General features: G+C 64.9%; 24 protein-coding genes and 1 tRNA gene. 16 read left to right on the top strand and 9 right to left on the bottom strand.

Going from position 1 to position 25920, the window contains the following annotated elements; all coding sequences use genetic code 11:
* The first annotated feature begins 119 nt into the window (after window positions 1-119).
* The gene (locus ACLI1C_RS18520) at window positions 120-1547 is read left to right on the top strand and encodes an IS1182 family transposase (RefSeq protein WP_411399024.1); all 1428 of its coding nucleotides are present in this window, start codon (window positions 120-122) and stop codon (window positions 1545-1547) included.
* Window positions 1548-1852: 305 nt separating this feature from the next.
* Here the strand turns inward: ACLI1C_RS18520 and ACLI1C_RS18515 are convergent.
* The 3 genes from ACLI1C_RS18515 to ACLI1C_RS18505 form a co-directional block, all read right to left on the bottom strand.
* Window positions 1853-1929 (bottom strand) — tRNA-Met (locus tag ACLI1C_RS18515).
* An 82-nt stretch (window positions 1930-2011) separates the two neighbouring features.
* The gene (locus ACLI1C_RS18510) at window positions 2012-3460 is read right to left on the bottom strand and encodes a UdgX family uracil-DNA binding protein (RefSeq protein ID WP_411399023.1); all 1449 of its coding nucleotides are present in this window, start codon (window positions 3458-3460) and stop codon (window positions 2012-2014) included.
* A complete protein-coding gene (locus ACLI1C_RS18505) occupies window positions 3460-4695 on the bottom strand; it encodes a putative DNA modification/repair radical SAM protein (RefSeq protein ID WP_411399022.1) in 1236 nt (411 codons plus the stop codon). The genes ACLI1C_RS18510 and ACLI1C_RS18505 overlap by 1 nt, the downstream gene beginning before the upstream one ends.
* A 285-nt stretch (window positions 4696-4980) precedes the next feature.
* On the opposite strand from ACLI1C_RS18505, the gene ACLI1C_RS18500 reads away from it, so the two are divergent.
* Complete coding sequence (locus tag ACLI1C_RS18500) at window positions 4981-5931, top strand: ring-cleaving dioxygenase (protein ID WP_411399021.1); 951 nt, start codon at window positions 4981-4983, stop codon at window positions 5929-5931.
* A gap of 117 nt (window positions 5932-6048) precedes the next feature.
* On the opposite strand, the gene ACLI1C_RS18495 is transcribed toward ACLI1C_RS18500, so the two are convergent.
* Together ACLI1C_RS18495 and ACLI1C_RS18490 are read right to left on the bottom strand one after the other, a co-directional pair.
* Complete coding sequence (locus ACLI1C_RS18495; protein WP_411399020.1) at window positions 6049-7890, bottom strand: vWA domain-containing protein; 1842 nt, start codon at window positions 7888-7890, stop codon at window positions 6049-6051.
* Between the two features lie 200 nt (window positions 7891-8090).
* A complete protein-coding gene (locus ACLI1C_RS18490; protein WP_411399084.1) occupies window positions 8091-8603 on the bottom strand; it encodes an RNA polymerase sigma factor in 513 nt (170 codons plus the stop codon).
* A 147-nt stretch (window positions 8604-8750) separates the two neighbouring features.
* On the opposite strand from ACLI1C_RS18490, the gene ACLI1C_RS18485 reads away from it, so the two are divergent.
* On the top strand, window positions 8751-8951 hold the full coding sequence (locus ACLI1C_RS18485) for a hypothetical protein (RefSeq protein ID WP_411399019.1): 201 nt from the start codon (window positions 8751-8753) through the stop codon (window positions 8949-8951).
* 15 nt (window positions 8952-8966) lie between these two features.
* Here ACLI1C_RS18485 and mnmA read toward each other — a convergent pair whose 3' ends face one another.
* Window positions 8967-10118, bottom strand: a complete 1152-nt coding sequence (gene mnmA / locus ACLI1C_RS18480) for a tRNA 2-thiouridine(34) synthase MnmA (protein ID WP_411399018.1) — start codon at window positions 10116-10118, stop codon at window positions 8967-8969.
* A 245-nt stretch (window positions 10119-10363) separates the two neighbouring features.
* Here mnmA and ACLI1C_RS18475 point away from each other — a divergent pair, with 245 nt between their 5' ends.
* The 3 genes from ACLI1C_RS18475 to ACLI1C_RS18465 all read left to right on the top strand — a co-directional run bounded on the left by ACLI1C_RS18475 (window position 10364) and on the right by ACLI1C_RS18465 (window position 13075).
* Window positions 10364-11893, top strand: a complete 1530-nt coding sequence (locus ACLI1C_RS18475; protein WP_411399017.1) for a flagellar hook-length control protein FliK — start codon at window positions 10364-10366, stop codon at window positions 11891-11893.
* A gap of 12 nt (window positions 11894-11905) precedes the next feature.
* On the top strand, window positions 11906-12607 hold the full coding sequence (locus ACLI1C_RS18470; protein WP_411399016.1) for a flagellar hook assembly protein FlgD: 702 nt from the start codon (window positions 11906-11908) through the stop codon (window positions 12605-12607).
* 189 nt (window positions 12608-12796) lie between these two features.
* Window positions 12797-13075, top strand: a complete 279-nt coding sequence (locus ACLI1C_RS18465) for a DUF1153 domain-containing protein (protein WP_035102845.1) — start codon at window positions 12797-12799, stop codon at window positions 13073-13075.
* Window positions 13076-13230: 155 nt separating this feature from the next.
* Here ACLI1C_RS18465 and ACLI1C_RS18460 read toward each other — a convergent pair whose 3' ends face one another.
* A complete protein-coding gene (locus ACLI1C_RS18460) occupies window positions 13231-13764 on the bottom strand; it encodes a dihydrofolate reductase family protein (RefSeq protein ID WP_411399015.1) in 534 nt (177 codons plus the stop codon).
* Between the two features lie 121 nt (window positions 13765-13885).
* Here ACLI1C_RS18460 and ACLI1C_RS18455 point away from each other — a divergent pair, with 121 nt between their 5' ends.
* Window positions 13886-14371: a winged helix-turn-helix transcriptional regulator gene (locus tag ACLI1C_RS18455; RefSeq protein ID WP_411399013.1), complete on the top strand. Its 486-nt coding sequence runs from the start codon at window positions 13886-13888 to the stop codon at window positions 14369-14371.
* Between the two features lie 29 nt (window positions 14372-14400).
* Here ACLI1C_RS18455 and ACLI1C_RS18450 read toward each other — a convergent pair whose 3' ends face one another.
* Window positions 14401-15018, bottom strand: coding sequence for a glutathione S-transferase family protein (locus tag ACLI1C_RS18450; RefSeq protein ID WP_411399012.1), 618 nt, complete (start codon window positions 15016-15018; stop codon window positions 14401-14403).
* A gap of 162 nt (window positions 15019-15180) precedes the next feature.
* On the opposite strand from ACLI1C_RS18450, the gene fliF reads away from it, so the two are divergent.
* The 6 genes from fliF (at window position 15181) to flhA (ending at window position 22570) form a co-directional block, all read left to right on the top strand.
* Window positions 15181-16815, top strand: coding sequence for a flagellar basal-body MS-ring/collar protein FliF (fliF, locus tag ACLI1C_RS18445; protein ID WP_411399011.1), 1635 nt, complete (start codon window positions 15181-15183; stop codon window positions 16813-16815).
* Window positions 16816-16820: 5 nt separating this feature from the next.
* Window positions 16821-17897, top strand: a complete 1077-nt coding sequence (gene fliG, locus ACLI1C_RS18440; protein ID WP_411399010.1) for a flagellar motor switch protein FliG — start codon at window positions 16821-16823, stop codon at window positions 17895-17897.
* A gap of 3 nt (window positions 17898-17900) precedes the next feature.
* The gene (locus ACLI1C_RS18435; RefSeq protein WP_411399009.1) at window positions 17901-18563 is read left to right on the top strand and encodes a hypothetical protein; all 663 of its coding nucleotides are present in this window, start codon (window positions 17901-17903) and stop codon (window positions 18561-18563) included.
* A gap of 53 nt (window positions 18564-18616) precedes the next feature.
* Window positions 18617-18907, top strand: a complete 291-nt coding sequence (gene fliN, locus ACLI1C_RS18430; protein ID WP_411399083.1) for a flagellar motor switch protein FliN — start codon at window positions 18617-18619, stop codon at window positions 18905-18907.
* 11 nt (window positions 18908-18918) lie between these two features.
* Window positions 18919-20286 carry a sigma 54-interacting transcriptional regulator gene (locus ACLI1C_RS18425; protein WP_411399008.1) on the top strand — a complete coding sequence of 456 codons (1368 nt, stop codon included), beginning with the start codon at window positions 18919-18921 and terminating at the stop codon, window positions 20284-20286.
* Window positions 20287-20428: 142 nt separating this feature from the next.
* Window positions 20429-22570 (top strand): flagellar biosynthesis protein FlhA, encoded by a 2142-nt coding sequence (gene flhA, locus ACLI1C_RS18420; protein WP_411399007.1) that lies wholly within the window; start codon window positions 20429-20431, stop codon window positions 22568-22570.
* 26 nt (window positions 22571-22596) lie between these two features.
* Here flhA and ACLI1C_RS18415 read toward each other — a convergent pair whose 3' ends face one another.
* Entirely contained in the window at window positions 22597-22794 is a 198-nt protein-coding gene (locus ACLI1C_RS18415; protein WP_411399006.1) for a DUF2934 domain-containing protein, read from the bottom strand.
* 184 nt (window positions 22795-22978) lie between these two features.
* Here ACLI1C_RS18415 and ACLI1C_RS18410 point away from each other — a divergent pair, with 184 nt between their 5' ends.
* The 3 genes from ACLI1C_RS18410 (at window position 22979) to ACLI1C_RS18400 (ending at window position 25884) form a co-directional block, all read left to right on the top strand.
* On the top strand, window positions 22979-24037 hold the full coding sequence (locus ACLI1C_RS18410) for a putative zinc-binding metallopeptidase (RefSeq protein WP_411399005.1): 1059 nt from the start codon (window positions 22979-22981) through the stop codon (window positions 24035-24037).
* 33 nt (window positions 24038-24070) lie between these two features.
* Complete coding sequence (locus ACLI1C_RS18405; protein ID WP_411399004.1) at window positions 24071-24505, top strand: GNAT family N-acetyltransferase; 435 nt, start codon at window positions 24071-24073, stop codon at window positions 24503-24505.
* Window positions 24506-24831: 326 nt separating this feature from the next.
* A complete protein-coding gene (locus tag ACLI1C_RS18400) occupies window positions 24832-25884 on the top strand; it encodes a PRC-barrel domain-containing protein (protein ID WP_411399003.1) in 1053 nt (350 codons plus the stop codon).
* Window positions 25885-25920 lie beyond the last annotated feature (36 nt).

Genomic DNA, 25920 nt, shown 5'->3' with positions numbered 1-25920 from the left:
TTAGCCAATCAGTCCGCTTTCCGACCTACCAATCTGAAAGCGGACCGTCCGCAATCCACCCGAGGCTGTGTGAAAACCCCTGATTATGCTATGATCTGGCACTGCTTCGGAGGTGCCATATGGGCGGTTTCGTTGAGGGTGCTGACCGTCACCAGGCGAGTTTTTTGCCGGCGTGTCTCGAAGATTATGTGGATGCTGACAACCCGGTTCGCATCATCGACGCCTTTGTCGATGAACTCGATCTGGCCGGGCTCGGCTTCGGGCGTGTCCAGCCGGCATCGACCGGCAGACCCGGCTACGCACCGGGCACCATGCTCAAGCTCTACATCTATGGATACCTGCATCAGCTGACCTCGAGCCGGAAGCTGGAGCGCGAAGCGGGCCGCAATATCGAGGTGATGTGGCTGACCGGCAAGCTGGTGCCCGACTTCAAGACCATCGCCGACTTCCGCCGTGACAATGCCGGTGCGATCCAGATCGCGTGCCAGCGCTTCGTCTCCATCTGTCGAGCCCTTGGCCTGGTCGGCGGGGGCATGGTTGCCATCGATGGGTCACGCTTGCGCGCGGTGAACACGCACGAGAAGAACTACACCAAGGGTAAGCTGGCGCGGCGGAAGGCCCATGTCGAAGAGAGCATCGCGCGCTATCTGGCCGAGCTTGAGGAAGCCGACAGAGCCGAGACCGGCCCAGCTACACCGCGCATCGAGCACCTGACCGAGCGATTGGCATCACTGCGCGGGCGTCTCGGGGAACTCGAGGCGATTGGTCGGCAGCTGCAAGCGGCACCGGACGAGCAGATCTCGCTCACCGATCCGGATGCCCGCGCCATGGCGACCGGAAGCGACCATCGCGGCGTCGTCGGCTATAATGTGCAGGCGGCGGTCGATACCCAGCACCATATCGTCGTCGCCAATGCGGTGACGAACCGGGGCCATGACCGCTCGCATCTGCTGGAGATGGCCAAGGCTGCACAGGCCGAGATCGGCGCTGCCGAGATGATCGCCCTGGCTGATCGCGGATACTATGAGGGCGAGCAGATCCGCTCCTGCGCCGAAGCTGGCATCATCCCGATGGTGCCCAAGCCCAATACGTCACCGGCTCAGGCAAGAGGCTTCTGGGGCAAGGCCATGTTCGTGCATGAGCCTGAGACTGACACCTATCGCTGCCCAGCCGGCGAGCAGCTGCAAAAGCGGTTTGCCAGAGTGGAGGGCGGCAAGCTCATCAGCGTCTACTTCAACCAGAAGGCCTGTGGTGCCTGCCCATCCCGTCCCCTGTGCACGGCCGGCAAGGAGAAGCGCATCCGCCGATGGGAGCACGAAGCGGTGCTCGATGCCATGGAGCGTCGCCTCGAGGCGATGGCGGTCCGCCGCTGTACGGTTGAGCACGTCTTCGGCACCATCAAGGGCTGGATGGGCGCCACCCACTTCCGAACGCGGGGCCTCACGCACGTCGCCACCGAAGCCAGCCTGGCGATCCTGGCCTACAACATCAAGCGCGCCATCGCCGTCGCCGGCGTTGCCTCGACCCTCAAAGCGATAACGGGGTGAACGGAGCTAACGCGCGCAATCGCAAGCCATCCTCAGCGACGAGCCGTGGCGAGTTATCACACGGCCTCCACCCCATTCCAGACTGCACTGGCTATAGGACGCATGGCCTGATTTCAGGCGCCGGCCAAGGCCGCATAAGCGGCTGAAAGTGGCGAAAGCTGACGCTCTTTGCCAACTGAGCGACCACTGCGCCCGAAGGGGCGCGCCAAAGCCGGTTGCTACCTATTTGCTACCTGGCCTCAAGTACGCGCAACCTGACGCTTATGGCGGAAACAAAAAACCCCCGGTTTCCCGGGGGTTTGAAATGGTAGCGAAGCCCAGATTTGAACTGGGGACACACGGATTATGATTCCGCTGCTCTAACCAACTGAGCTACTCCGCCCCAAGGGGCGCGCGGGTTTCCCCGGCGATATGCCCTAACTAGGTTTAGCATGCCGCGCTGTCAAGACATCAGTCAGCCTCTTTCAGCCTCCGCCGCTTCCGCCCGCCATCGCCGCGCGGACCTGCATCAGGTCGGCCTCGAACTTTGCCTGCTCGCGGGCTTTTCCGGCGGCATCGGGAATGCGCAACAGGTAGGACGGGTGGTTGGTGACAAACAGCAGCGTGCCATCATCCAGCGGGATCGGCGCGCCCCGCGCCTTGCCTATGGTCACCGCGCGGCCCAGCAGGCTTTGTGCCGCCGTCGCCCCCAGCGCCACGATCACTTTGGGCTTGATCAGGCCGATCTCATGCTCAAGCCAGAATTTGCAGGCCTGGATCTCCCCGCCATCGGGCCGCTGGTGGATGCGGCGCTTGCCGCGCGGCTCGAACTTGAAATGCTTGACCGCATTGGTGACATAGACCCGGCCACGATCGATGCCCGACTTTGCCAGGGCGGCGTCGAATACCTGCCCGGCCGGCCCGATGAAGGGCTTGCCCGCCAGATCCTCCTGGTCCCCCGGCTGCTCGCCCACGAACATAACCTCGGCCGTCTCTGGCCCCTCCCCGAACACCGCCTGCGTCGCCTGCTCGTAAAGCGGGCAGCGCTGGCAGCCCTCGACCGCCACGCGCAGGTCGGCCAGGCTCGCCATTGCGCGCTCATCTGCGGCGGCCGGCGCCGCGCGCTCCCTGTGCCGTAGATGGCGCGAGGGTGGTTGTGTCGTGGCGCGTTCGATCATCGCCGCCTCCATCTCCCGCGCTCCCCGGATCAATGGCGCAATGAGTTCCGCCTCGGGCAGGTTGCGCCAGTATTTGACCGGCATCTCCGATTTCATCATCGCCACCTTGAGCCGCGCCGGGTTGAAGATCGATCCGAAATAAGTCTTCCAGTCGCCTTCGACGGCATCGTCCTGCGGCACGTCCGATTTCTGCCCGCCCGGCCCGAAGGCCAGGCTCTCCCCGTCCCAATAGGCGCTGCGATAGGGCGTCACGATGGCCCAGATCATGCCGTCGAACCGCCGCGCAAAGAACGGGGCCGTGGCCTCGAGCGTATAGTGCTCGGGCTCGAACCACGCGGCAAACCGCTCGAGCCCGCTATCGTCCACAATGGCCTTGAAGCGCACGAAGGCCTTCATCTTGTGGCTGTCTCGGCGCACGGCGCTGGCCATGCGCGTCAGCCGCAACAGGTCCGGATCCGACGCCGTTTCGATCAGCCCCCGGTCGGCCAGCAATCGCCACAGCAACCGGTAGAGCAGCGCGAACCGCTCGGGATCGGCATGCAGGATGGCCTGCCGTGCCAGCTCGATAAAGGCCGGTGGCACCGCGCCGACCGGTCGATTGCCATGCGCCTGCATTGCATCCTCGAACAGCCCCGCCACCCCGCCGGGTTCGCGCCACGACACGGCCTCCGGCGCCACACCGGCCGCCAGCAAGGCGCGCGCCTTGTCGCGCCACTCGCCAAAGTCATTGAGCGCCTGCAGCTGGACCACCTGCATCAGAACAGGCTCAATTGCTCGGGCGCCGGCGTCAGCCGGGCGCGCAGCCCGGCATGGTCGGTCAGCCCGCCCGGCGTCCAGTCCGCCGCTTCGATGAAGGGCCGCACCTTGTCGATCGCGCCGGCAATGCGCGCCACATCATCCAGCCGCAGGCTGTGATGCCGGCGCGTGGCCAGCATCCGGTCCACGCTCCGCGTCCCAAGCCCGGGCACCCGCAGCAGCATTTCCCGGTCGGCGCGGTTGACGTTCACCGGAAAACGCGCCCGGTTGCGCAGCGCCCAGGCCAGCTTGGGGTCGATGGCCAGGTCCAGCAACCCATCCTGTCCGCCCGAGATGATTTCCGGCACGTCAAAGCCATAAAAGCGGATCAGCCAGTCCGCCTGGTATAGCCGATGCTCCCGCATCAGCGGCGGCGGCTTGAGCGGCAGCCGGGAGCTAGCATCGGGGATGGGTGAAAAGGCCGAATAATACACCCGCCGCAGCTTGTAGCCCGAATAGAGCCCGGCCGCCCGGTTGAGGATGGCCCCGTCATCGGCCGCATCGGCGCCCACGATCATCTGCGTCGATTGCCCCGCCGGGGCAAATTTCTGCGGGTTGGCCCTGGCCTTGCTGTCCGGCCTCGCCTCGTCCAGCTTGCCGCGCACCCGCGCCATGGCGGTGCGGATCTCGCTGGGCTTTTTCTCCGGCGCAAGCGCCTCGAGCCCGATATCGGTCGGCATCTCGATATTGGTCGATAGCCGGTCGGCCCAGCGCCCGGCTTCCGCCAGCAGTTCCGGCGCGGCATTGGGAATGACCTTGAGATGGATATAGCCGCCGAACAGGTGCTCCTCGCGCAGGCTCCGCGCCACCCGCACCAGTTCCTCCATCGTATAGTCCGGTGAGCGGATGATCCCGGAGGACAGGAACAGCCCCTCGATATAGTTGCGCTTGTAGAAGTCGAGCGTCAGCCGCACCACTTCGGCGACGCTGAACCGCGCCCGCGCCACATTGGACGACGAGCGGTTCACGCAATAGATGCAGTCATAGACGCAGAAATTGGTCAGCAGGATCTTGAGCAGGCTGATGCAGCGCCCGTCCGGCGCATAGGAGTGGCAGATCCCGCTTCCCTCGGTCGATCCGATCCCGCCCGTGCCGGCGCTGCTGCGCTTCTCCGTGCCCGAGGAGGCGCATGACGCATCATATTTGGCAGCGTCGGAGAGGATTGCCAGCTTGCGACGCAGCGTGAGCGCGGCCATGTTCGTTCCCTTTATGTTCACTCAAAGGGATACCGCATGGCGAGGGGTCGGCGCATGTCAAAAAGACAGGTGACGCGATTTTGTGATCACTCGTCCTCACCTCTCCCTCCCCGGGGTGAGGTCGGATCGCTCCTGCGAGCCGGGTGAGGGGGCCTTTCGCAGGCATGGGAGATCGTTCAACGATCGACACCAGTGTGTTGGCATTGTCCGGCTGCCCAAACCGCCCGCTGTCCACTACATCTACCCCAACAGCGGCGCGACGCCGCGTCCATCAGGAGACAGAAAATGACGCTCGAACTCGGAGGCATCCATCACCTCACGGCGGTCACCGCCGAGGCCAAGAAGAACCTTGCCTTCTACACCCAGACCCTGGGCATGCGGCTGATCAAGAAGACCGTCAACCAGGACGACACCACCGCCTATCACCTGTTCTATGGTGACGGCGTGGCCTCGCCCGGCGCCGACCTCACCTTCTTCGATTTCGATGCCCCGCGCGAAAGCCGCGGCAATCACACCGTCAGCCGCACCGGCCTGCGCGTCGATAGCGAGGACAGTCTCACCTGGTGGAAGAACTATCTGCAGAGCCACAATGTCGGCACCAGCGCCATCAAGGAGCGCAATGGCCAGCTCTCGCTCGATTTCGAGGATTTCGAGGGCCAGCGTTTCCGCATGGTGATCGATGCCGCCAACAAGGTCGTGCCCTGGGCCAAGTCGCCCGTGCCGGCCGAACGCCAGATCATTGGCCTCGGCCCGATCAGCATGGCCGTGCCGCGGCTCGACCGCACCGAGGCGGTGCTGACCCAGGTGATGAACATGCGCAAGGTCCGCGAATACGCCATGACCAGCCACACGCCCGAAACCCATGTCTTCGAAATGGGTCCCGGCGGCCCCGGCGCGGAACTGCATGTCGTGGTCGACCCCACCCTGCCGCCCGCCCGTCCCGGTGCCGGTGGCGTGCATCACGTCGCCTTCCGCACGCCCGACCAGGATGGCCTGCGCCAATGGATCGAACGGGTCGGCAAAGCCGGCCTGCGCAATAGCGGCGAAGTCGAGCGCTTCTACTTCACCTCGCTCTACTTCCGCGAGCCCAACGGCATCCTGTTCGAGATCGCCACCGACGTCCCCGGCTTTGCCGCCGACGAGCCGATGGAAACCCTTGGCGAAAGCCTGGCCCTGCCCCCCTTCCTCGAAGGCCGCCGCGCCAGCATCGAAGCAGGCCTCAAGCCGCTGGTTTAGGCACCAGGGTGAGTGCGCTCCGTCATCCCATGCTTCAATGCATCCGGACGGCGCGGCGCCACAAAATGAAGCACCCTCGGGCCAGGCCCGGGGGTGTCCCCTGTAATCTCAGCGTGCTTACTCGCACACTTCCCCACTCACACTCGCATCACATGCATCCGTATCCGGCTTCAGCAGGCTCGCCGCCTCCACCAGCTGGATGAACTCCGCCCGATACCCGCTCTCGTCCGCGCCCCGGCCCGAGCGGGCCAGCGCCTCGACATCGCCCCAGCCCATCGCCGAGCCATAATTGCTCCCCTTGAGCTTCTGCCCGAATGCCGCCACCGCCGCGGCAAACCGCATGTCCTCGCTGGCCTCGGCAATGTCGCCATAGACCACATCGGGCGTCACCGGCTGCTCGATCAGCTGGCTGATATCGCTGTCCGGCAGCTTGTAGCGCATGCGCAGGAATGCAATCTCCCCGCCCGCCACCGGCGTCTCGGTCACCTGCCCATAGCGCAGCGGCTCGATCAGCTCTGCCCCCGAGCCCACCGGCGTGATCTCGTAGAGCGCCGTCACCGTGTGCCCCGCGCCGATATCGCCGGCATCCACCGCATCATTGTTGAAATCCTCGCGGTTGAGCGCACGGGTTTCGTAGCCGATCAGCCGGTATTCGCTCACCACGGCCGGGTTGAACTCGACCTGGATCTTGACGTCCTTGGCGATCATGTCGAGCGTGCCGCCCATTTCCTCAACCAGCACTTTCTGTGCCTCGCGGAAGCTGGAAATGTAGCTGGCATTGCCATTGCCGTTCTGCGCCAGCGCCTGCATCGTCGCATCGTCGAGATTGCCGCGCCCGAAGCCGAGCACCGACAGCGTCGTGCCGCTCTCGCGCTTGGCCTTGATGAAGTCCTCCAGCGCGTCGGGATCATCGATCCCCACATTGAAATCGCCATCGGTGGCCAGGATCACGCGATTGGTGCCGCCATCCACCTTGGCCTGCTCGGCGAGCCGATAGGCCAGTTCGATCCCCGCGGCCCCGGCCGTGCTGCCGCCCGCCGCCAGATTGTCCAGCGCGCCGAGAATTTTCGCCTTCTCGGTCGCCACCGTCGGCTCCAGCACCACACCGGCCGAGCCAGCATAGACCGCGATGGAGACCGTGTCATTGGCCGAAAGCTGGTCGACCAGGAGGCTAAAGGCGCGCTTGAGCAGCGGCAGCTTGTCCGCCTCGTCCATCGATCCCGACGTGTCGATCAGGAACACCAGGTTGCTCGGCCTGTCCTCGCCCGCCGGCGGCACATAGCCCTTGATGCCGATCTGCAGCAGCTGCGTCCTGGGGTTCCACGGCGTCGGATAGACCCCGATCGTCGGCTTGAACGGCACCTCGGCGTTGTCGGCCGGCGCATAGCCATAGGGGAAATAGTTGATCAGCTCCTCGATGCGCACAGCATCGGGCTCGGGCACGAAACCGTCTTCCAGCTGCCGCCGCACATAGGCATAGCTGGCCGTATCCACGTCGATCGAAAAGGTCGAGACCGGCTCGTCCGCCACGGCCTTGAGCCGCTGCTCGTCAAAGCTGGTGAACTGGTCCCCGCTCGGCTCGGTCGCCATCGGCCCGGGCATGGCAGCACTTTCCGCCATCTTGCCGGCGGGCGCCATGGTCGCCATTGGCACCGGAGCCACGACGCCGCGCTGCGGCGCGATCTCGCTGGCCATCTCGGCATCGGCCAGGGCGCTGTCCATCTCGACCGGTTGCGGTTCCGGAGCCACTACCGGCGGCGGCGCCGCGACCGCGTCGCTGGCCACGGTCAATTCCTGCCGCTCTTCCGTCGCCGCCTCGACCGGCACCGGCTCGGGTGCAGGCTGCTGGCGCACCGCCACATCGGCCGGCGTCATCGAGGTCGTCGTATAAAGCTGGTGGCCCAGGGGCAGTACCAGCAGCACAATGGCGGCAGTGCCGAGGGGGAGACGCATGTCCATGATCTTTTTCCCTTTCAAGGAAGCGATGATGGACGTGAGACGCTGGCCCCATGGGTTTCCTTGGGGTGGCGCCGCAGTTTTTTTCTGGCTGGCCTCGAATGCGGCCATGCCGGCCGCCAGCGCCCGCTGCCTGGCCTCCGCGCGCGGGTCCGGCGCCGCAGCGCCCTTTAGGCTCTCGAATGGGTCGTGCATGTCGTCGCTCATAGCAGCCCCCTCAGGGTCTTGCGTGCCTCGTGCACATGGAAGGAAACCGTGGCTTCCTTGATGCCCATGATCTCGGCCGCCGCCGCGTGGGAAAGGTCCTCCGCATAAACCAGCAGCACCGCGTCGCGCTGCTTCTCCGGCAGCCGCCGCACCGCCTGCCACAGCTGCCCGCTCGTGGCAGCCTCCTCCTGCTCGGCCGCCTGCTGCTCGGGCGCCACCTCGGCATAGGCATCGGCATGCCGCGCCCGCCGCACCGTGGATCGCTGCAGGTCCCGCACTGCATTGAGCGTGATACGATAGACCCAGCTCGAAAACGCCGAACGTCCGTCGAACTGGGCAATGGCCTGGCCCAGCTTGACGCAGACATCCTGCGCAATGTCCTCCGCATCGGTCCGGTTGCCACACCATTTCCACGCCGTGCGATGGATGAGGTCGTAGTGATCCGCGATCAGCTCGCCGAAGGCCTGGGCATCACCATTCTGCGCGCGCACGACCAGCGCCCGCGTCACCGCGTTCGCCATGTCACCCTGGGATGCGGCATCGCGCTCCATCAACCCATGCACCTGCGCCTTACCTCCGGCACGATTGTAGTGGTAAGACGCCCCTGCCCGGGACTTCCTTGGGTGGTTTTGCAGATTTATTTGAAGGCCGGTCCCATGGACGAACCCAAGCTCAGCCCTTTCGCCCTCAATCGCGGCCGCATCGTGCTGCTGATCCTGGGCGCCTTCCTGGTGCTCATCGCCATTTCCACCTCGATGGGCGGCATCAACGACTACCAGCAATTGCGCGAGGCCAATGCCGCGGCGACGTCAGCAACACAGGAGCAAACGACGGTGGAGCCTACCCTCTCCCCTTGAGGGAGAGGGTAAAGATCAGGCCACCAGCACCTGCGGCACGGCCTCGGCGATGAACCCGCCGCCCCAGACTTCCGAAGTCGGCGTGTCATCGGCATAGAAGACACAGGCCTGGCCGGGTGAAATGCCATATTCGCCGCTGACCAGCGTCACGAACACCGCGCCATCCCGCTCCTGGATCACTGCCGGCTGCGGCCCGCGCGTCGAGCGCACCTTGACCTCGACCGGCGCGCCATTGCCGGCGCTCAGCTCTGCCAAGGGACGCGCGCCCAGCCAGTTCACGTCGCGCAGGCGCACCGTATGGGTCTTGAGCGCCTCGCGCGGCCCCACGATGACCCGCCCGCTCTTGTGCTCGAGCTTGATGACATAGAGCGGCTCGCCCGCTGCCACGCCCAGCCCTTTGCGCTGACCCACCGTGTAGTTGACGATCCCCTCATGCGTGCCCAGCACGCGACCGTCGAGATGCACGATCTCGCCCGTCGCCACCGCCTCGGGATGCATCTTGCGGATGATGTCGGCATATTTGCCCTGCGGCACAAAGCAGATGTCCTGGCTGTCGTGCTTCTCGGCGATTTCGAGCCCCATCTCGCGCGCCAGTTCGCGCACCTCCGCCTTGCCCATGCCGCCCAGCGGGAAGCGCAGGTAGTCGAGCTGGTCCTGCGTCGTGGCGAACAGGAAATAGGTCTGGTCGCGCTCCGCATCGACCGGCCGGAACAGCTGCCGCCGTCCATCCGCGCCGAGCCGCGACTGCACATAATGCCCCGTCGCCAGCACGTCGGCGCCCAGGTCCCGCGCCACCTCCATCAGGTCGACGAACTTGACCGACTGGTTGCAGGCAATGCAGGGCACGGGCGTCTCGCCCTGCTGATAGGCATTGGCGAAAGGCTGCATCACGCTCTTTTTGAAGCGCTCTTCATAGTCCAGCACATAGTGGGGAATGTTGAGCGTCGCCGCCACGCGGCGCGCGTCATGGATATCCTGCCCGGCACAGCACGCCCCCTTGCGATGGGTGGCTTCGCCATGGTCGTAGAGCTGCAGCGTAACGCCGACCACGTCATAGCCCTGCCGGGCCAATAGGCCCGCCACGACCGAGGAATCCACGCCCCCCGACATCGCGACGACGACGCGCGTGTCTTCGGGACGCTTGGCAATATCAAGCGAGTTCAGCATCTTTCTGGTATCCGGTTGGGTTCAAGGGCCAGCGGACGAATTCGAATTCGGGCTAATACGACTTTCCCGCTGCGCCCGCAACATTTGCCCGGCAGCTTTTGCCGCTCTGCCCCACCGGTCGCGCCATCTCTCCGCGCGCTGTCCCGCCAAGCCATTGCAGCACCACGTTTTTCCTAAGCCGCGGCACTTGGCATCCGGCTTGCATCGTCTTCAGCGGATTAGTCTCATTATGTAGGGCCGCTTTCGTGGCATCACACCTGACCGTTACGACCAGCACCGCCGGCGTCACCTCCACCAAACCCTTTGGCGCAGGCGCCGAAGCCGAGGGCGGCTCCGACATTTTTGCAGCCCTGCTGGGCATTTCCGGCCAAGCGACACCAGCGACGGCCCCCGCCGCCTCCGAGGCCGGCATCAACCTGGCCAATGCCATCAACATGTCCCTGAGCTTTGGCGGCGATGGCGCCGAGCAGAGCGAAGACCCCGAAGCTGTCGCCGCCGCCATCGACGCCGTCATTCCCGTCGAGACGCCGGCTGACCCGGCAGCGGACCTGACCGCCATCATCGAGGGCCTTGCCGATCTCAAGGACAGGCTCGATGCCGGCGAACTGCTCGATCCCAAATCCCTGGCCGATCTCGAGGCCGCCTTGGCCGATCTGGCCGAGACGCTGGATATCGATCTTGAAACCCAGCCGACCTTCGAGGAGCTGGCAGCCCTGACCGCCGGCATCCTTCCCGACGATACCAGCCCCCTGGCCCAGCTGACCGCCGCGCTGGCGCCGCTGGCCAAGACCCTGCTGGACGGCTCGGCCGCGTCCGGCACCGATGCGGCAGTCGATCTCTCGGCCCAGCTCAAGGCCATGGGCGACAAGCTGGCAGCCCTGCTGCAGGCGCTCAACACCGGCGAAATCGACGCCGAACAACTGGCGCAGCTGGGACTTGATGCCGATGCCGCGCCCGACGCCGAGCTCGATGCCGCAATCGCCCGGCTGCTCAACCCCGCGCCCAGGGTCGATGCCAGTGCCGCAGCGCCCGTCCTCGCCACGCCCGAGCTCAAGCTCACCGAGCCGGTTCTGACCGGCAAGGCCAATGCCGACGCGGCTGCGGCCATCGAGCAGACCGGCGACACGCCCGACGCCGCCCCTGCCACCTCTGCCGCCAATACCGAGACCGGCGATGACAGCGCCGATGCCCGTTCCGATGAGCGCAAGGCCGAAAACCGGACCGCGCCCGCACCGGCGGCCGCCATCGACCAGCCCGGCGAACCGCAGGCCGCCCTGCAGCAGGCCCCGGCGGCACGCGTCGATATCGTTGCCGCGCCCCGCGTGGTCCAGGCCGGCTACCAGACCAGCCAGCAGCAGCTCAACCTGCCCCAGCTCGCCTTCGAGCTGGTGCGCCAGGTCAATGATGGCAATACCCGCTTCCAGATCCGCCTCGATCCGCCCGAACTGGGCAAGATCGACGTCAAGCTCGACATCGACGCCTCCGGCCAGGTCAATGCCCGCCTGACGGTGGAAAAGGCCGAAACGCTCGACCTGATGCAGCGCGACCAGCGCGGCCTTGAACGCGCCCTGCAGCAGGCCGGCCTCGATGGCGCCAAGACCAATCTCGAATTCTCGCTCAAGCAGAACCCGTTCAGCGGCGGCGAGCAGGGCCGCGACGGCAATGGCCGCCCCTTCTTTGGCGATGAAGCCACGGCCGAAGAAGAAGACGTGCCGCCCACAGTCAATCTCTACCGCGCCAGCCTCAGTGCCAGCGGCGTCAACATTATTGCGTAAGGAGTAGGTGCCATGGCAGTCGACGGCGTATCCGGTACATCCACCAGTCAGATGTCGTCCTCGCGGGCGACCATCGCCGACAATTTCGACACCTTCCTGTCCATCCTGACCACCCAGCTCAAGAACCAGAACCCGCTCGATCCGATGGATACCAACCAGTTCACCCAGCAGCTGGTGCAGTTCACGGGCGTCGAGCAGCAGCTCAAGACCAATGAATTCCTCGAAACCCTGATGCTGTCGGGCCAGAACACCGCCAAGTCCGACGCCGTGTCCTATATCGGAAAGGAAGTGACCTCATCGGGCAAGACGGGCGAATTGACCGGCAGCAATGCGGCCTTCTGGGCCTATAGCGCCGAGGCCAACGCCGCCAACGCCACCATCACCATCAAGGATGCCAGCGGCCAGACGGTCTACAACCAGACCGGCCCGCTCCAGTCCGGCCCAGGTACATTCCGCTGGGATGGCAAGGGCAGCGACGGCAACATGAAGCCCAATGGCATCTACACCATCGACATCAAGGGCAAGGACGCCAACGGCAAGGACGTCAAGATCAGCACGGCCTCCATCGGCATCGTGACCGCCGTCGACTTCACTGGCGACGTGCCTGTCCTCACCGTCGGCAGCCGCCGCGTCACCATCACCGACGTCACCGACGTGCGCATCCCCGATGTGACGGCGCCTGTGGAAGACGACGATACAGACACCGCCGCCTAAGACTTGCCGTCAGCGCCTGAGACCAGCACCCCCGGGTCATTCCGGGGGTGTTTTGCCATCCGGCAAGACGTCAATACAGTGTCCGATAGTCCCGACCATTCTTAACCTGTTGTAAGTTTCCCCTTAGTCGAATTTTAAGGCCGTTGGCCTACTCTCTTCCTCATATGGTCAGGTTGAGTAGAGAGTAAAATGACCGTACAAATGCGTCCTCGCGTTAAGTACGTTATCGGACCGGACGGAAGTCCGCTTACGATTGCAGACCTTCCCCCCGCCAATACGCGGAGGTGGGTCATCCGCCGTAAAGCCGAAGTCGTCGCTGCCGTGCGCGGCGGGCTGCTCAGCCTCGAAGAGGCCTGCGACCGCTACACATTGAGCGTCGATGAATTCCTGAACTGGCAGGCTGCCATCGACAAACATGGCCTCGCCGGTCTGCGCACCACCTGGATCCAGCACTACCGCGAGGGGTGAGGGGCGACGGGCATAGCCCGTCAAATCGCTCCGGTGGAGCGATTTGAGCCGCGAACGCCCCGAGCCTTGCGAAGGGCCGGGCCGAAGGTGGAGAGCCACCAAATTTCAAAGCCCGCCGGGGAAACTCGGCGGGCTTTGTGTTTTGGATTGGCAGATCAGGTTGGCACGTAGCTGAGCCGCATGACGTTGTCGTCGATCTGCTCGTTGCCGGCCAGACGTAGTGGCGGTCGCGCCGCGGCAAAGAACGGCGTTCCTTTGCCAAGCACTTCCGGGTGCAGATATATGCGATATTCATCGATGAGGCCGAGCTCGGTCAGGCTGTGCGCGAGCTTGGGGCCGCCAACTTCGATCTCACCACGCACCTCGGCCTTCAGCCGGCGGACTTCCCCCGCAAGGTCACCCTGCACCAGCGTTGCATTGGGCCCGACTGCAGTCAGCGTCCTTGAGACCACCCACTTAGGCGACTTGCGCCAGGCCACGGCAAAGGCGTGATGGTCGGCATCCCAGTCGGGTTGGTCGTGGTCCCAATAGCGCATAAGCTCATAGAGATGGCGGCCATAAAGGCTGCCTGCAAGCCCATCCGTCTGTTCGACAAAATGACGAAAAAGCTTCGGGCTCGGTGGCAGCATGGCCATATGGTCGACGTAGCCATCCAACGACTGGTTCATTCCAAAGAACAGCTTGGCCATCTTGCGCCTCCCACTGTTGGCAGACACCGCGTCACGCCACGTTCAGTTGTTCGCAAGGCTGTGGTAGCAGTCAGCCTGACGCGAAAACCACCCCTATTTTGCAACTGGTTTGGGACGACACATGAGAGCTGGACGGTCAGGATGCCCGATCAACCTCACCCTTGAGACCTTTGGCGATCGGTGGAGCCTGGTCATCCTGCGTGACGCAATGTTCGGAGGGCGTCGTCGCTGCTTTCGATCGTTTCTGACAGAGAGCCTTGAAGGTATCGCGTCCAACATCCTGGCCGACCGCCTGCAGCGATTGACCGCAAGCGGTCTGCTCACGCGGGCTTCCGATCCTGGCCACAAGCAGAGGATTGTCTACAGCCTGAGCGAAAGCGCCATCGAGCTTGTTCCCCTGATGGCCGTCATGGGCAGCTGGGGGGTGCGACACGCACGACCATCCATCGAGCTGTCAGCGCGCGCGCAGGTTCTCGAAGAGGGCGGTCCGGTGCTCTGGGCCGAGTTCATGGATGAACTGCGCCATATCCACTTGGGATCACCAGCACCGGTCTCCTCCGCCCTGGCAAAAATGCAGGCGGCGTACGAAGCCTCGATGCGCGCCTAGCACTTGGCGGCAGCTCGCCGCCGCCATCCCTACGGCGTCTCCTTCCCCATCCACCGCGCCCCCGCTTCCCGACCCTTCAGCCGCTCGTAATACTCCGCCACCGCCGGCAGCACCGGCTTGTCCGCCGCGATCGACATCCAGCGATGCACCGACAGGCCCAGCGCGATATCGGCAATGCTGAACTCGCCCGCTACAAAGCCCGTTTCGCTCTTGGCCAATTGTGCCTCCAGCAGGTCCATCTTGGCGCCCCACCGCGTCATGGAGTCCGCGATCTTGGCCGGATCGTCATAGCCCGGTGTCTTGCGGATCAGCGCATTGACGGCATAGCCCCAGGGCGGATTGAGTTCGCTGGTCTGCCAGATCAGCCATTGCAGCGCCTGCGCCCGCGCCTCCAGCTGCCGGGGCAGCAGCTGGCCCTCGCGCTCGGCCAGGTAGATCAGAATCGCATTGCTTTCCCACAGCACGAACCCGTTCTCGACCAGCACGGGTACCTGCCCGTTCGGATTGAGCGCCAGGAATTCCGGCACCTTCGGATCGCGCAGCGGCAGACCCCAATCTTCCCGACTAAAGTCCAGGCCCAGTTCGTCCAGCGCCCAGAGCACTTTGCGCACATTGATCGAGGTCACCCGACCGAGAATCTTCAGCATCCGCATTCATCCTTTTTCAACGTCAATCGGCATTTTGTGCCGGAATTCGCAAACTGCAACCGAGAGTTAAGACAATGTTTACCATCAGCTAGGTAATTTTTGCCCAGCGGCCGGCACGTGTATCTGCGTAGCCATGGTCACCCCTTCTAACCGAGTGCCGGCGTGGATAACCTCTCCCAGTTGATCAACCGCATAGGCCTGCCGCGTCTGGCAGCGATGGCGGTTGTGGCCGTGCTTATGCTGGGCTTCTTCGGCTTCCTCATCATGCGGGCGCAGACGCCCAACCTCGCCCCGCTCTATACCGGTTTGAGCCTCGAGGACTCCTCGGCCATCGTCACCGAGCTGCAGACGCTGAACGTACCCTACGAGCTGCGCGGCGAAGGCGACACCATCCTGATCCCGCGCGATCAGATCACCACTGTCCGCATGACCCTGGCCGGCTCGGGCCTGCCCCAGCGTGGCCAGGTCGGCTACGAGATCTTCGACCAGCAGTCGACCCTGGGCGCCACGAGCTTCGTCCAGAACCTCAACAATGTCCGCGCCCTCGAGGGCGAACTGGCACGCACCATCACCTCGCTGACCCGAATCAAGACCGCCCGGGTTCATCTCGTCCTGCCCGAGCGCGAACTGTTCCGTCGCGAGCGCAGCGATCCGTCCGCCTCCATCGTGCTGGCCGTGCGCGGCGAGCTGTCCAACAGCGAAATCCGCGCCATCCAGCACATGGTGGCCTCCGCCATCGAGGGCCTCACCCCGGCCCGCGTCTCCATCGTCGACGATCAGGGCAACCTCTTGGCCTCGGGCAGCGGCGACGAGGCCGAGGGCGCCATGGCCGGCGACGCCGCCGAGCGCACCCTCAGCTACGAAAACCGCCTGCGCACCCGCGTCGAGGACATGCTGGCCAATGTCGTGGGCCCCGGCCGGGCGCGCGTCGAAGTCAGCGCCGAGATCGACTTCAACCGCTCCACCACCACCGAGGAACGCTTCGACCCCGAAAGCCAGGTCGTCCGCTCCAGCCAGCTCCGCGAGACCGAGAACCTCACCGCCGGTGCCAATGGCCAGGTCACCGTCGCCAACGAACTGCCCGGCGCCAGCCAGAACAATGGCGGGGCCGGCGCCACCGAACAGGGCACCTCGACCGAGGAAGTCACCAATTACGAGATTTCCAAGACCACCCAGACCGCCGTCACCGAAGCCGGCTCGGTCAAGCGCCTCTCCGTCGCCGTGGTTGTCGATGGCGTCTACGCCGCCGATCCTGCGGTCGGCACCGACACCTATACGCCGCGCTCCGCCGATGAAATCGCCCAGATCCTGACCCTGGTCCGCTCCGCTGTCGGCTATTCCGCCGAGCGTGGCGACAGCGTCGAAGTGGTCAATATGCAGTTCGCCGAGCGCCCCGAACTGGCCGTGCCCGGTACCGATGCCAATGGCGGCCTGCTCGACTTCACCCGCGACGACCTGATGAACGGCGCCGAAATGGCCGTCACCCTGCTCATCGCCCTTGCCCTGGTCTTCTTCGTCATGCGCCCGCTGCTCAAGAAGGTCATGACCCCCGAATCCCAGCCCCTGGCTCTGCCGTCCGCTGCCGAACTCGGCCACCATGGCGTGCTGAGCGCCGATGGCCAGGTCATTCCCGACGCCGCCGAGGAGCAGCGCGACAAGACACCCGCCTGGGTCGCCAATGCCAAGTCAATGGGCGAAACCCAGCTCCAGACCCTCAAGATGGTCGGCAATCTCGTCGAAGAAAATCCCCGCCAGGCCGCACTGATCGTGCGCGACTGGCTGGGTAGTGCAGCGTAACCGCCATGGCCCTGGTTTCCCAATCCGATCAGACCGAAGCCACCAAGGCAGCCAGCCAGCTGGTCGTCAGCGATGCCACCACCACGCGCGTCCTCAAGGGCGACGAAAAGGCGGCCGCCTTGCTGCTGGCGCTGGGTCCCGACTATGGCAAGCCCATCTTCGACGAACTCGACGAGCTCGAGGTCAAGCAGCTCAGCCGGGCCATGGTGCGCCTCGGGCCGATCACCCAGGAAATGCTCGACGACCTGATGATCGAGTTCGTCACCACCGTCTCGTCCAACGGTTCGCTCTCGGGCAATACCGATTCCACCGAGCGCCTGCTGCTCAGCTTCCTGCCGCCCGACAAGGTCGATTCCATCATGGAAGAGATCCGCGGTCCCGCGGGCCGCAACATGTGGGAAAAGCTGTCCAACGTGCAGGCCGACGTGCTCGCCGCCTATCTCAAGAACGAATATCCCCAGACCATCGCCGTGGTGCTGTCCAAGATCGCCACCGACCACGCCTCCAAGGTCCTCGCGGTCCTGCCCGAGGAACTCGCTATGGACGTGGTGCAGCGCATGCTCGGGCTCGACCCGGTGCAGAAGGAAATCCTCGAAAAGATCGAGACCACCCTGCGTACCGAATTCATGTCGACCCTCAACCACTCCAAGCGCCGCGACAGCCACGAGCAGATGGCCGAGATCTTCAACAGCTTTGACCGCCAGACCGAGGCGCGCTTCATCACCACGCTGGAAGAGCACAGCCGCGACGACGCCGAGCGCATCAAGGCCCTGATGTTCACCTTCGAGGACCTGGCCAAGCTCGAATCCTCGGCCATCCAGACCCTGCTCACCAAGATGGACAAGAAGGACCTCGCCATGGCCCTCAAGGGCGCCAACGAGCAGGTCAAGGAAACCTTCTTCAAGAACATGTCCGGCCGCACCGCCAAGCTGCTCAGGGACGATATGGAAGTCATGGGCCCGGTCCGCCTCAAGGATGTCGACGAGGCGCAGGGCCGCATGGTCTCGACCGCCAAGGATCTCGCCGCCAAGGGCGAAATCCTCATCATGAAGTCCAAGGTCGACGACCAGATGGTGGCGTAACCCATGGCATCCCCTGCCCGCTTCACCTTCGATCTGGATCTGTCCCAACGCGTTGCCTCGGCCAAGCCAGCGCCGCCGCCGATCCCGACCGTGCCCGAGGATCTGGTCGCCCAGCTCATCGCCCAGGCCCGCGAAGAGGCCTATGCCGAGGGTCTGACAGCCGGCGAGCGCAATGCCACCAGCATGGCCGCCCAGACCATGGCCGCCGCTGCCGCCACCCTGGCCACCCAGACCGCCGAAATGACGGCCGCCCTCGATGATGCCTCTGCCCTTGCCCGCCGCGAGGCCGTCGAGCTGGCCGCCAGCATCGGCCGCAAGCTGGCGCTGCATCTGCTGGCCCGCTACCCGACGGTCGAGCTCGATGCGCTGATCGCCGAATGCATGCAGAATCTCGGCGGCGTGCCGCACCTGGTGGTGCGCTGCCACCCCTCCATCGCCGATGGCATTCGTGACGTCGCCACCGCGCATATGCAGACCTCCGGCTTTGCCGGCCGCCTGATCGTGATGGGCGACCCCGACCAGCGCCTGGGCGACGGACGCCTCGAATGGGTCGATGGCGGCCTGGTCCGCGACATCGGCGCCGTCTCCAAGGATATCGACAGCAAGATTTCGGCCTATCTCGCCGCCCGCAGCGGCCAGGCCAAACCAGAGGAGAGCGACCATTGAGCGCTTCCGATCCCGACGACATCACCACCACCGAGGAAATTTCCTTCGAGGAGATGCTGGCCCCCGGCAAGCCCGAAGGCCCCGAATCCCATGTCGAGCGCAACGCGGCCGATCTCGAGGCGGTGTTCGACGTTCCCGTCCGCATTTCGGTCGTGCTCGGCCGCACCAAGATGGCGGTCAGCGAACTGCTCAAGCTCGATACCGGCACGGTCATCGAGCTCGACCGTCAGGTCGGTGAAGCCGTCGAGATTTTCGTCAACGACCGGCTCGTCGCCCGCGGCGAAATCGTGCTGGTCGAGAGCAAGCTCGGCGTCACCATGACCGAAATCATCAAACCACAATAAGGGAGGCCAGGATGCGTCTGCTCATCATCGGAGCCCTCGAGGGCCAACTCAGCACCGCCACCAAGATGGCAATGGACGGCGGCGCCAAGGTGGCCCATGCCCCCTCCGTCGAAATCGCCCTGGCCGCCCTCCGCGCCGGGCGCGGCGCCGACCTGCTGCTGGTCGATGTTGCCATGGACATTGCCGGGCTCATCGCCGGGCTCGAAGCCGAGCGCATCGCCATTCCGGTCGTCGCCTGCGGCGTCGAGGCCAATGCCGCCGCCGCCGTCAACGCCATCCGGGCCGGCGCCAAGGAATACATCCCCCTGCCGCCCGATGCCGAGCTGATTGCCGCCGTCATCGCGGCTGTGGCCCGCGACAGTTCCGAATTCCTGTTCCGCGATCCCGCCATGGAACGCGTCGTCAGGATGGCCGACCAGATTGCCGGCTCCGACGCCTCCATCCTGATCACCGGCGAAAGCGGCACCGGCAAGGAAGTCATCGCCAAATACGTGCATGCCAAGTCCAAGCGCGCCAACAAGCCCTTCATTTCGGTCAACTGCGCCGCCATTCCCGAGGCCCTGCTCGAATCCGAGCTTTTCGGCCACGAGAAGGGTGCCTTTACCGGCGCCGTCGCCCGTCGCATCGGCAAGTTCGAAGAGGCTTCCGGCGGCACCCTGCTGCTCGATGAAATCAGCGAAATGGATGTCCGCCTCCAGGCCAAGCTGCTGCGCGCCATCCAGGAGCGGCTGATCGACCGCGTCGGCGGCGGCAAGCCGGTGCCGGTCGATATCCGCATCCTCGCCACCTCCAACCGCAACCTCAATGAGGCCGTCCGCGAAGGCAGCTTCCGCGAGGACCTGCTGTTCCGGCTCAACGTCGTCAATCTCAAGCTGCCGGCTCTGCGCGATCGCCCGGGCGATATCGCCGCCCTTTCCGAGCACTTCGTCGCCAAATATGCCAAGGCCAATGGCCTGCCGCCGCGCGAGCTTTCTCCCGAGGCCCGCTCTGCCCTGCTCAAGGCCCCCTGGCCGGGCAATGTGCGCGAGCTGGAAAACACCCTCCACCGCGCCGTGCTGCTCTCCTCGGGCGACATCATCGGCCCCGACGCCATCGTCCTGCCCGACGGCATGGGCCTGACCGAGGCCGCCTCGACCAGCTCGCTCTCCGCCCAGCTCGCCCAGACCGCCGAAACCATGAGCCGCGCCATGGTCGGCCGCACCGTGGCCGACGTCGAGCGCGACCTGATCCTAGACACGCTCGATCACACGCTGGGCAACCGCACCCACGCCGCCAATATCCTGGGCATCTCCATCCGCACCCTGCGCAACAAGCTCAACCAATACGCCGACGAAGGCACCCACGTGCCCGACCCCGGCGAACGCCGCAGCGTGGCTTGATGGCACACTGGGCCAACAGCAGCGCACCCACCTCTCCCTTTGGGGGAGAGGTCGACGCGAAGCGGCGGCCTTTGGCCGACCTCTCCCCCAAAGGGAGAGGCAAGACCCCCCTTATCCGTCCTGCGGGAATTCGGCGTAGCCCATGAGCGACCTCCCCACCGGCCGCGTCCGCGCCCCTTTCAAGATCCCGACCGCCACCTCGGTCATCGACATGCTGCGCTCGGGCGATATCGCCCTGGCCGCCGGCGTCATGGGCCTCATCGTCATCCTCATCGTGCCGATGCCGGCCCTGCTGGTCGATCTGCTGCTGGCCATCTCCATCGTCTTTTCGGTGATGATCCTGATGACGGCCCTGTTCATCCAGAAGCCGCTCGAATTCTCGTCCTTCCCCACCGTGCTGCTGATCGCCACCATGCTGCGGCTGGGCCTGAACCTGGCCACCACGCGCCTGATCCTCTCCGACGGCCATGAAGGCACCCATGCCGCCGGCCACGTCATCGAGGCCTTCGGCAATTTCGTCACGCGCGGCAATTTCGTCATCGGTATCGTCGTCTTCATCATCCTGGTGATCGTCAATTTCATCGTCATCACCAAGGGCTCCGGCCGTATCGCCGAAGTGGCCGCCCGCTTCAGCCTCGATGCCATGCCCGGCAAGCAGATGGCCATCGACGCCGATCTCAGTGCGGGCCTCATCGATGAAGACACCGCCAAGCGCCGCCGCGCCGAGCTCGAAGGCGAAAGCGCCTTTTTCGGCAACATGGACGGTGCATCCAAATTCGTGCGCGGCGACGCCATTGCCGGCCTCATCATCACCTTCATCAACGTCTCGGCCGGTGTGCTGATCGGCATGATGCAGGAGGGGCTGAGCTTCCAGGAAGCCGGCAACGTCTATACCCTGCTCACCATCGGCGATGGCCTGGTTTCCCAGATCCCGGCGCTGATCGTCTCCACCGCCGCCGGTATCCTGGTCTCCAAGTCCGGCGTCACCGGCTCGGCCGACAAGGCCCTTTCGGCCCAGTTCACCGGCTATCCGCGCGCGCTGGGCATGTCCTCGGCGGTCATGGCCCTGCTGGCCCTGCTGCCGGGCATGCCGGTCCTGCCCTTCCTGGCGCTGGCCGGCGGCGTCGGCTATGTCGCCTGGCGCGCCGCCCGCACCAAGGACGAAAAGGCCGAGGATGCCCTCGCCAAAACGGCGCTCGACGCCCCCGCCAATCCGGCCGGTGGTGGCGGCGGCAGCGCGTCCGACGCACCGATTTCGGAAAGCCTCAAGATCGACGAGCTCAAGCTTGAACTCGGCTATGGCCTGCTGAGCCTCGTCAAGGAAGACGAGAACGGCTCCGACCGCCTCACCGAGCAGATCAAGGCGCTGCGCCGCCAGCTGGCCATGGAACTCGGCTTCGTCATGCCCCCGGTCCGCATCCTCGACAACATGCAGCTCGAGCCCAATGCCTATAAGGTCCGCATCAAGGAAGTCGAAGCCGGCGCCGGCGAGATTTATGCCAACCAGCTGATGGTCATGGACCCCTATGGCAACCAGATCGACCTGCCGGGCACCCACACGACCGAGCCCACCTTCGGCCTGCCCGCCACCTGGATCGAGCCCGCCCTGCGCGACGAGGCCGAACTGCGCGGCCTCTCCATCATCGATCCCTCGACCGTCATCTCGACACACCTCACCGAAGTGCTCAAGGCCAATGTCGCCGACCTGCTGAGCTATGCCAACGTCCAGACCCTGCTCTCGGGCCTCCCCAAGGAACAGCAGAAGCTCGTCGAGGATATCGTTCCCGGCCTCATCTCGGTCTCGGGCGTCCAGCGCGTCCTGCAGACCCTGCTCAACGAGCGCATCTCGATCCGCGATCTCTCGACCATCCTCGAAGGCATTGCCGAGATCGCCGGCCCCGGCCGCTCGGTCCAGGTCATTGCCGAGCATGTCCGCAGCCGCCTCGCCCGCCAGATCTGCGCCGCCCATCTCGGCCCGGACGGCAACCTGCCGCTGCTGACCCTGGGCCCGCAATGGGAGCGCGACTTTGCCGAGGCCATGGTCGGCGACGGCGACAACCGCCACCTCGCCATGGCCCCCAGCCGCCTACAGCAGTTCATCGCCGGCGTGCAGCAGGCCTATGAGCGCGCCGCCCAGCAGGGCGAGTTGCCCGTGCTCATCACCTCGCCCTCGATCCGCCCGCATGTCCGCTCGATCATCGAGCGCTTCCGCCCGCAGACCGTCGTCATGAGCCAGAACGAGGTGCATCCCCGCATCCGCCTCAAGACGGTCGGCAGCATCTAGTCCGGCTGGGCCTTGGCCTCAGTCTGTCAGTGCGTCGGCAGCCCGGCCGGCGGCGTCGGCTGGGTCAGCTCCGCGGCCTGTTCCGAGCTGTCGACATCGGCCTGTTCGGCCAGTTCCCGCTCGGCGCGATGCCAGAATTCCTGCTCGCGGCCTTCGGGCGAGCCTTCCTCCTGCCAGAGGGCATAGGCGCGGTCGCGGATTTCGGCTTCCTTGTGCGTGTGCATGTCACTCTCCCTTTCTGCTCAACTCTCAATGCAGAGTCAGGCGCACAAGTTGCCTGTCCAATGCGACTGGCACGCGACGCTTTGTTGAATTTGCGCCGCGCTCGCCGCATCCCTCTCCTGCATCTTGGCCACGGAACGTGCCACATTCTCGCGCATTACTGCCCAGCCAACCCCGGGGCCCCTCATGAAACTCTTCGCCTGCGACCATTGCGGCAACACCGTCTATTTCGAAAATGCCCGATGCGAGCGCTGCGGCCATCAGCTCGGCTACCTGCCCGACAAGAACGCACTGGTGTCGCTGGTGCAGAGCGATGGCCAGTGGTCGACGCCTGCCTTTGCCGGCGAAAGCTATGTCTTCTGCGAGAATGCCCGCCATGGCGCCTGCAACTGGCTGATCCCCGCTCGCGAGGGTGGCGACATCTATTGCGCCGCCTGCCGTCACAACGAGACCATCCCCGCCATCGAGGATGCCCTCAATCTGCGCCGCTGGCAGGTCATCGAGCGCGCCAAGAAGCGCCTGTTCTATTCCCTGTTGCGCCTGCGCCTCCCCCTGGAGACGCGCAACGAAAATCCGGGCCACGGCCTCTCCTTCCGCTTCCTTGCCGATATGCCCATCGCCGCCGGCCCGGTCCTCACCGGCCACGAGGAGGGCATCATCACCATCGCCCTGGCTGAAGCCGATGACGCCGAGCGCGAATCCCGCCGCACCCGCATGGGCGAGCCCTATCGCACCCTGCTGGGCCACTTCCGCCACGAGATCGGCCACCACTATTGGGATCTGCTGGTCGCCGGCCTGCCCGCCCTCGACCGCTTCCGCGCCCTCTTCGGCGATGAGACCGCCGACTACAACATGGCGCTGCAGGCCTATTACGCCAATGGCGCCCCCGCCGGCTGGCCGCAGACCCATATCAGCGCCTATGCCACCGCCCACCCCTGGGAAGATTTCGCCGAAACCTTCGCCCATTACCTGCACATCACCGATACGGTGGAAATGGCCTCGGCCTTCGGCGTGCGCGCCCGCCCCCGCACCGAGGATGCCAACCTGGCCGTCCGCGTTGATTTCGACCCCTACGCGGCCGCCAATGTGCAGACCATCGTCGACAACTGGGTGCCGCTGGCCAGCATGCTCAACAATCTCAACCGCGCCATGGGCCACCCCGACGCCTATCCCTTCATTCTCACCCCCCAGGTGATCGAAAAGCTCGGCTTCGTGCATGATCTGGTGCATGGCAGGACGCAGTAGCAGCCACGCCCGACCTCGGCTATCTTGCCTGCCATGCCCGCCACCATCCTCACCGTCCCGCCCTTTTCCACCCTGTGCAATGCCGCCTTCGCGCTGCGCCGCGAGGTCTTTGTCTGGGAACAGAAAGTGCCGGAGGCGGACGAGCATGACGCCGACGACATGACCGCTACCCACTTCGTCGCCATCCTTGAGGGCGAGGTCGTGGGCACCCTGCGGCTCATCGACAAGCCCGAGCATATCAAGATCGGCCGCGTCGCCGTGCGCCAGGCCTTTCGCGGCCAGGGCATTGCCCGCCAGATGATGCTGGCCGCGATGGACCACGCCCGCGCCATGGGCCGCGACCGCTTCTTTCTCACCGCGCAGACCGACAAGCTGGGCTTTTACGAGCGGCTCGGCTTTACCGCCTTCGGCCCCGAATTCGACGATGCCGGCATGCCCCACCGCGCCATGCGGACCTATGCCTGGTGAACGGCCCGCCGCGTTAACCAGTTAGCGACCCCTTAAGCCTCTTTGCCATGAGGGCATGCCCTGCCCCGCCCTTTGCGCTATTGTCTGCGATGTCGGGAGGCCTGCGCACCAAGTGCTGCGCGGCATCTGGAACAATAACCGCCAGGGAGGCGGAGAAGGCCGGTCTCGCTTGCGAGTGCCGGCCTTTTCAATTCAGCGACAAATCGGATCGGAACGTCTGCGCAGGTCGTTGCGTTGTCGAGACATCATGGGCCGCACGGTACTCTACCGGCAAGTTTTGCACCGCGCGGCCCGTTCACCTCAACGATGAACCATCGGAGCTTACTATGATCCGCACCCTTCTGGCCACTACGGCCCTTGCAGCCCTGCTGACCTCTGGCGCCATTGCCCAGGATGCAGCCCCGGTTGATCCGGCTGCTGCCCCAGCCACGACCGAGGCCCCCGCTGATCCGGCAGCTCCCGCTGCTACGGATGCTGCCACCGGCGGCGACGTCGAATCCGGCGCCATGGAAGAAACTGACATCAACGAGCCCTGGGACATGTCGGCCGGCTATGTTGCCGCTGACACCGACAATCTCGGTTCGCGCCTGATCGATCAGCCCGTCTATTCGTCCGCTGGCGATGACGCCGAAGAAATCGGCAACATCACTGACCTGGTCTTTGACGAAAGCGGCCAGATCACCGCTGTTGTGATCGGCGTTGGCGGCTTCCTCGGCATTGGCGAAAAGGCCGTTGCCGTTGACTTCCAGGACCTCGAATTCACCCTGGCTGCCGACAATACCGAACGCTGGGTTCTCCCCACCTCGGCTGATGCCCTGACGGCCGCTCCCGACTTCGTCTGGGAAGAAGATGAGCCAGTTGATGGCGACGAGGCCATGGAACCTGTTGACGGCGCCGCTGTGACCACCGATCCGGCAATGGCTCCGGCCACCGATGATGCGATGGCTCCTGCCGCTGACAATGCCATGGCCCCTGCCACCGATGCTGCGGCTCCTGCCGCCACCACCGATGCAGCCCCGGCTCCCATGGCTATGCCGCGTGAAGGCTACGAGCCCCTCGAAATGGAAGCTCTGACCGCCGATAACGTCACCGGCGCGACCGTGGTCGGCCCGGACGGCAATGACATTGCCGAGGTCGAAGACATCCTGCTGACCCAGGATGGCCAGATCGACGCCATGCTGGTTGATTTCGGTGGCTTCCTTGGCCTCGGCCAGAAGACCGTTGCCGTTGGCATGGAAAACCTCGAATTCGCTGCCAATGAAAATGGCGACCTGCTGGTCTATAGCGACTTCACCCGCGAGCAGCTCGAAGCCGCTCCGGAATATGACGAAGCCGCCTATGCCGCCGATCCGGCGACCCAGCGCGCCAACGACATGTAATCTGGTCGGTTGCCACGTCGGCAACCAACTGATCCC

Source organism: Devosia sp. XGJD_8 (assembly GCF_046614475.1).
GTDB lineage: Bacteria > Pseudomonadota > Alphaproteobacteria > Rhizobiales > Devosiaceae > Devosia.
Note: the sequence above shows the minus strand (reverse complement) of the source record. Positions and strands in the feature narration are given on the sequence as shown.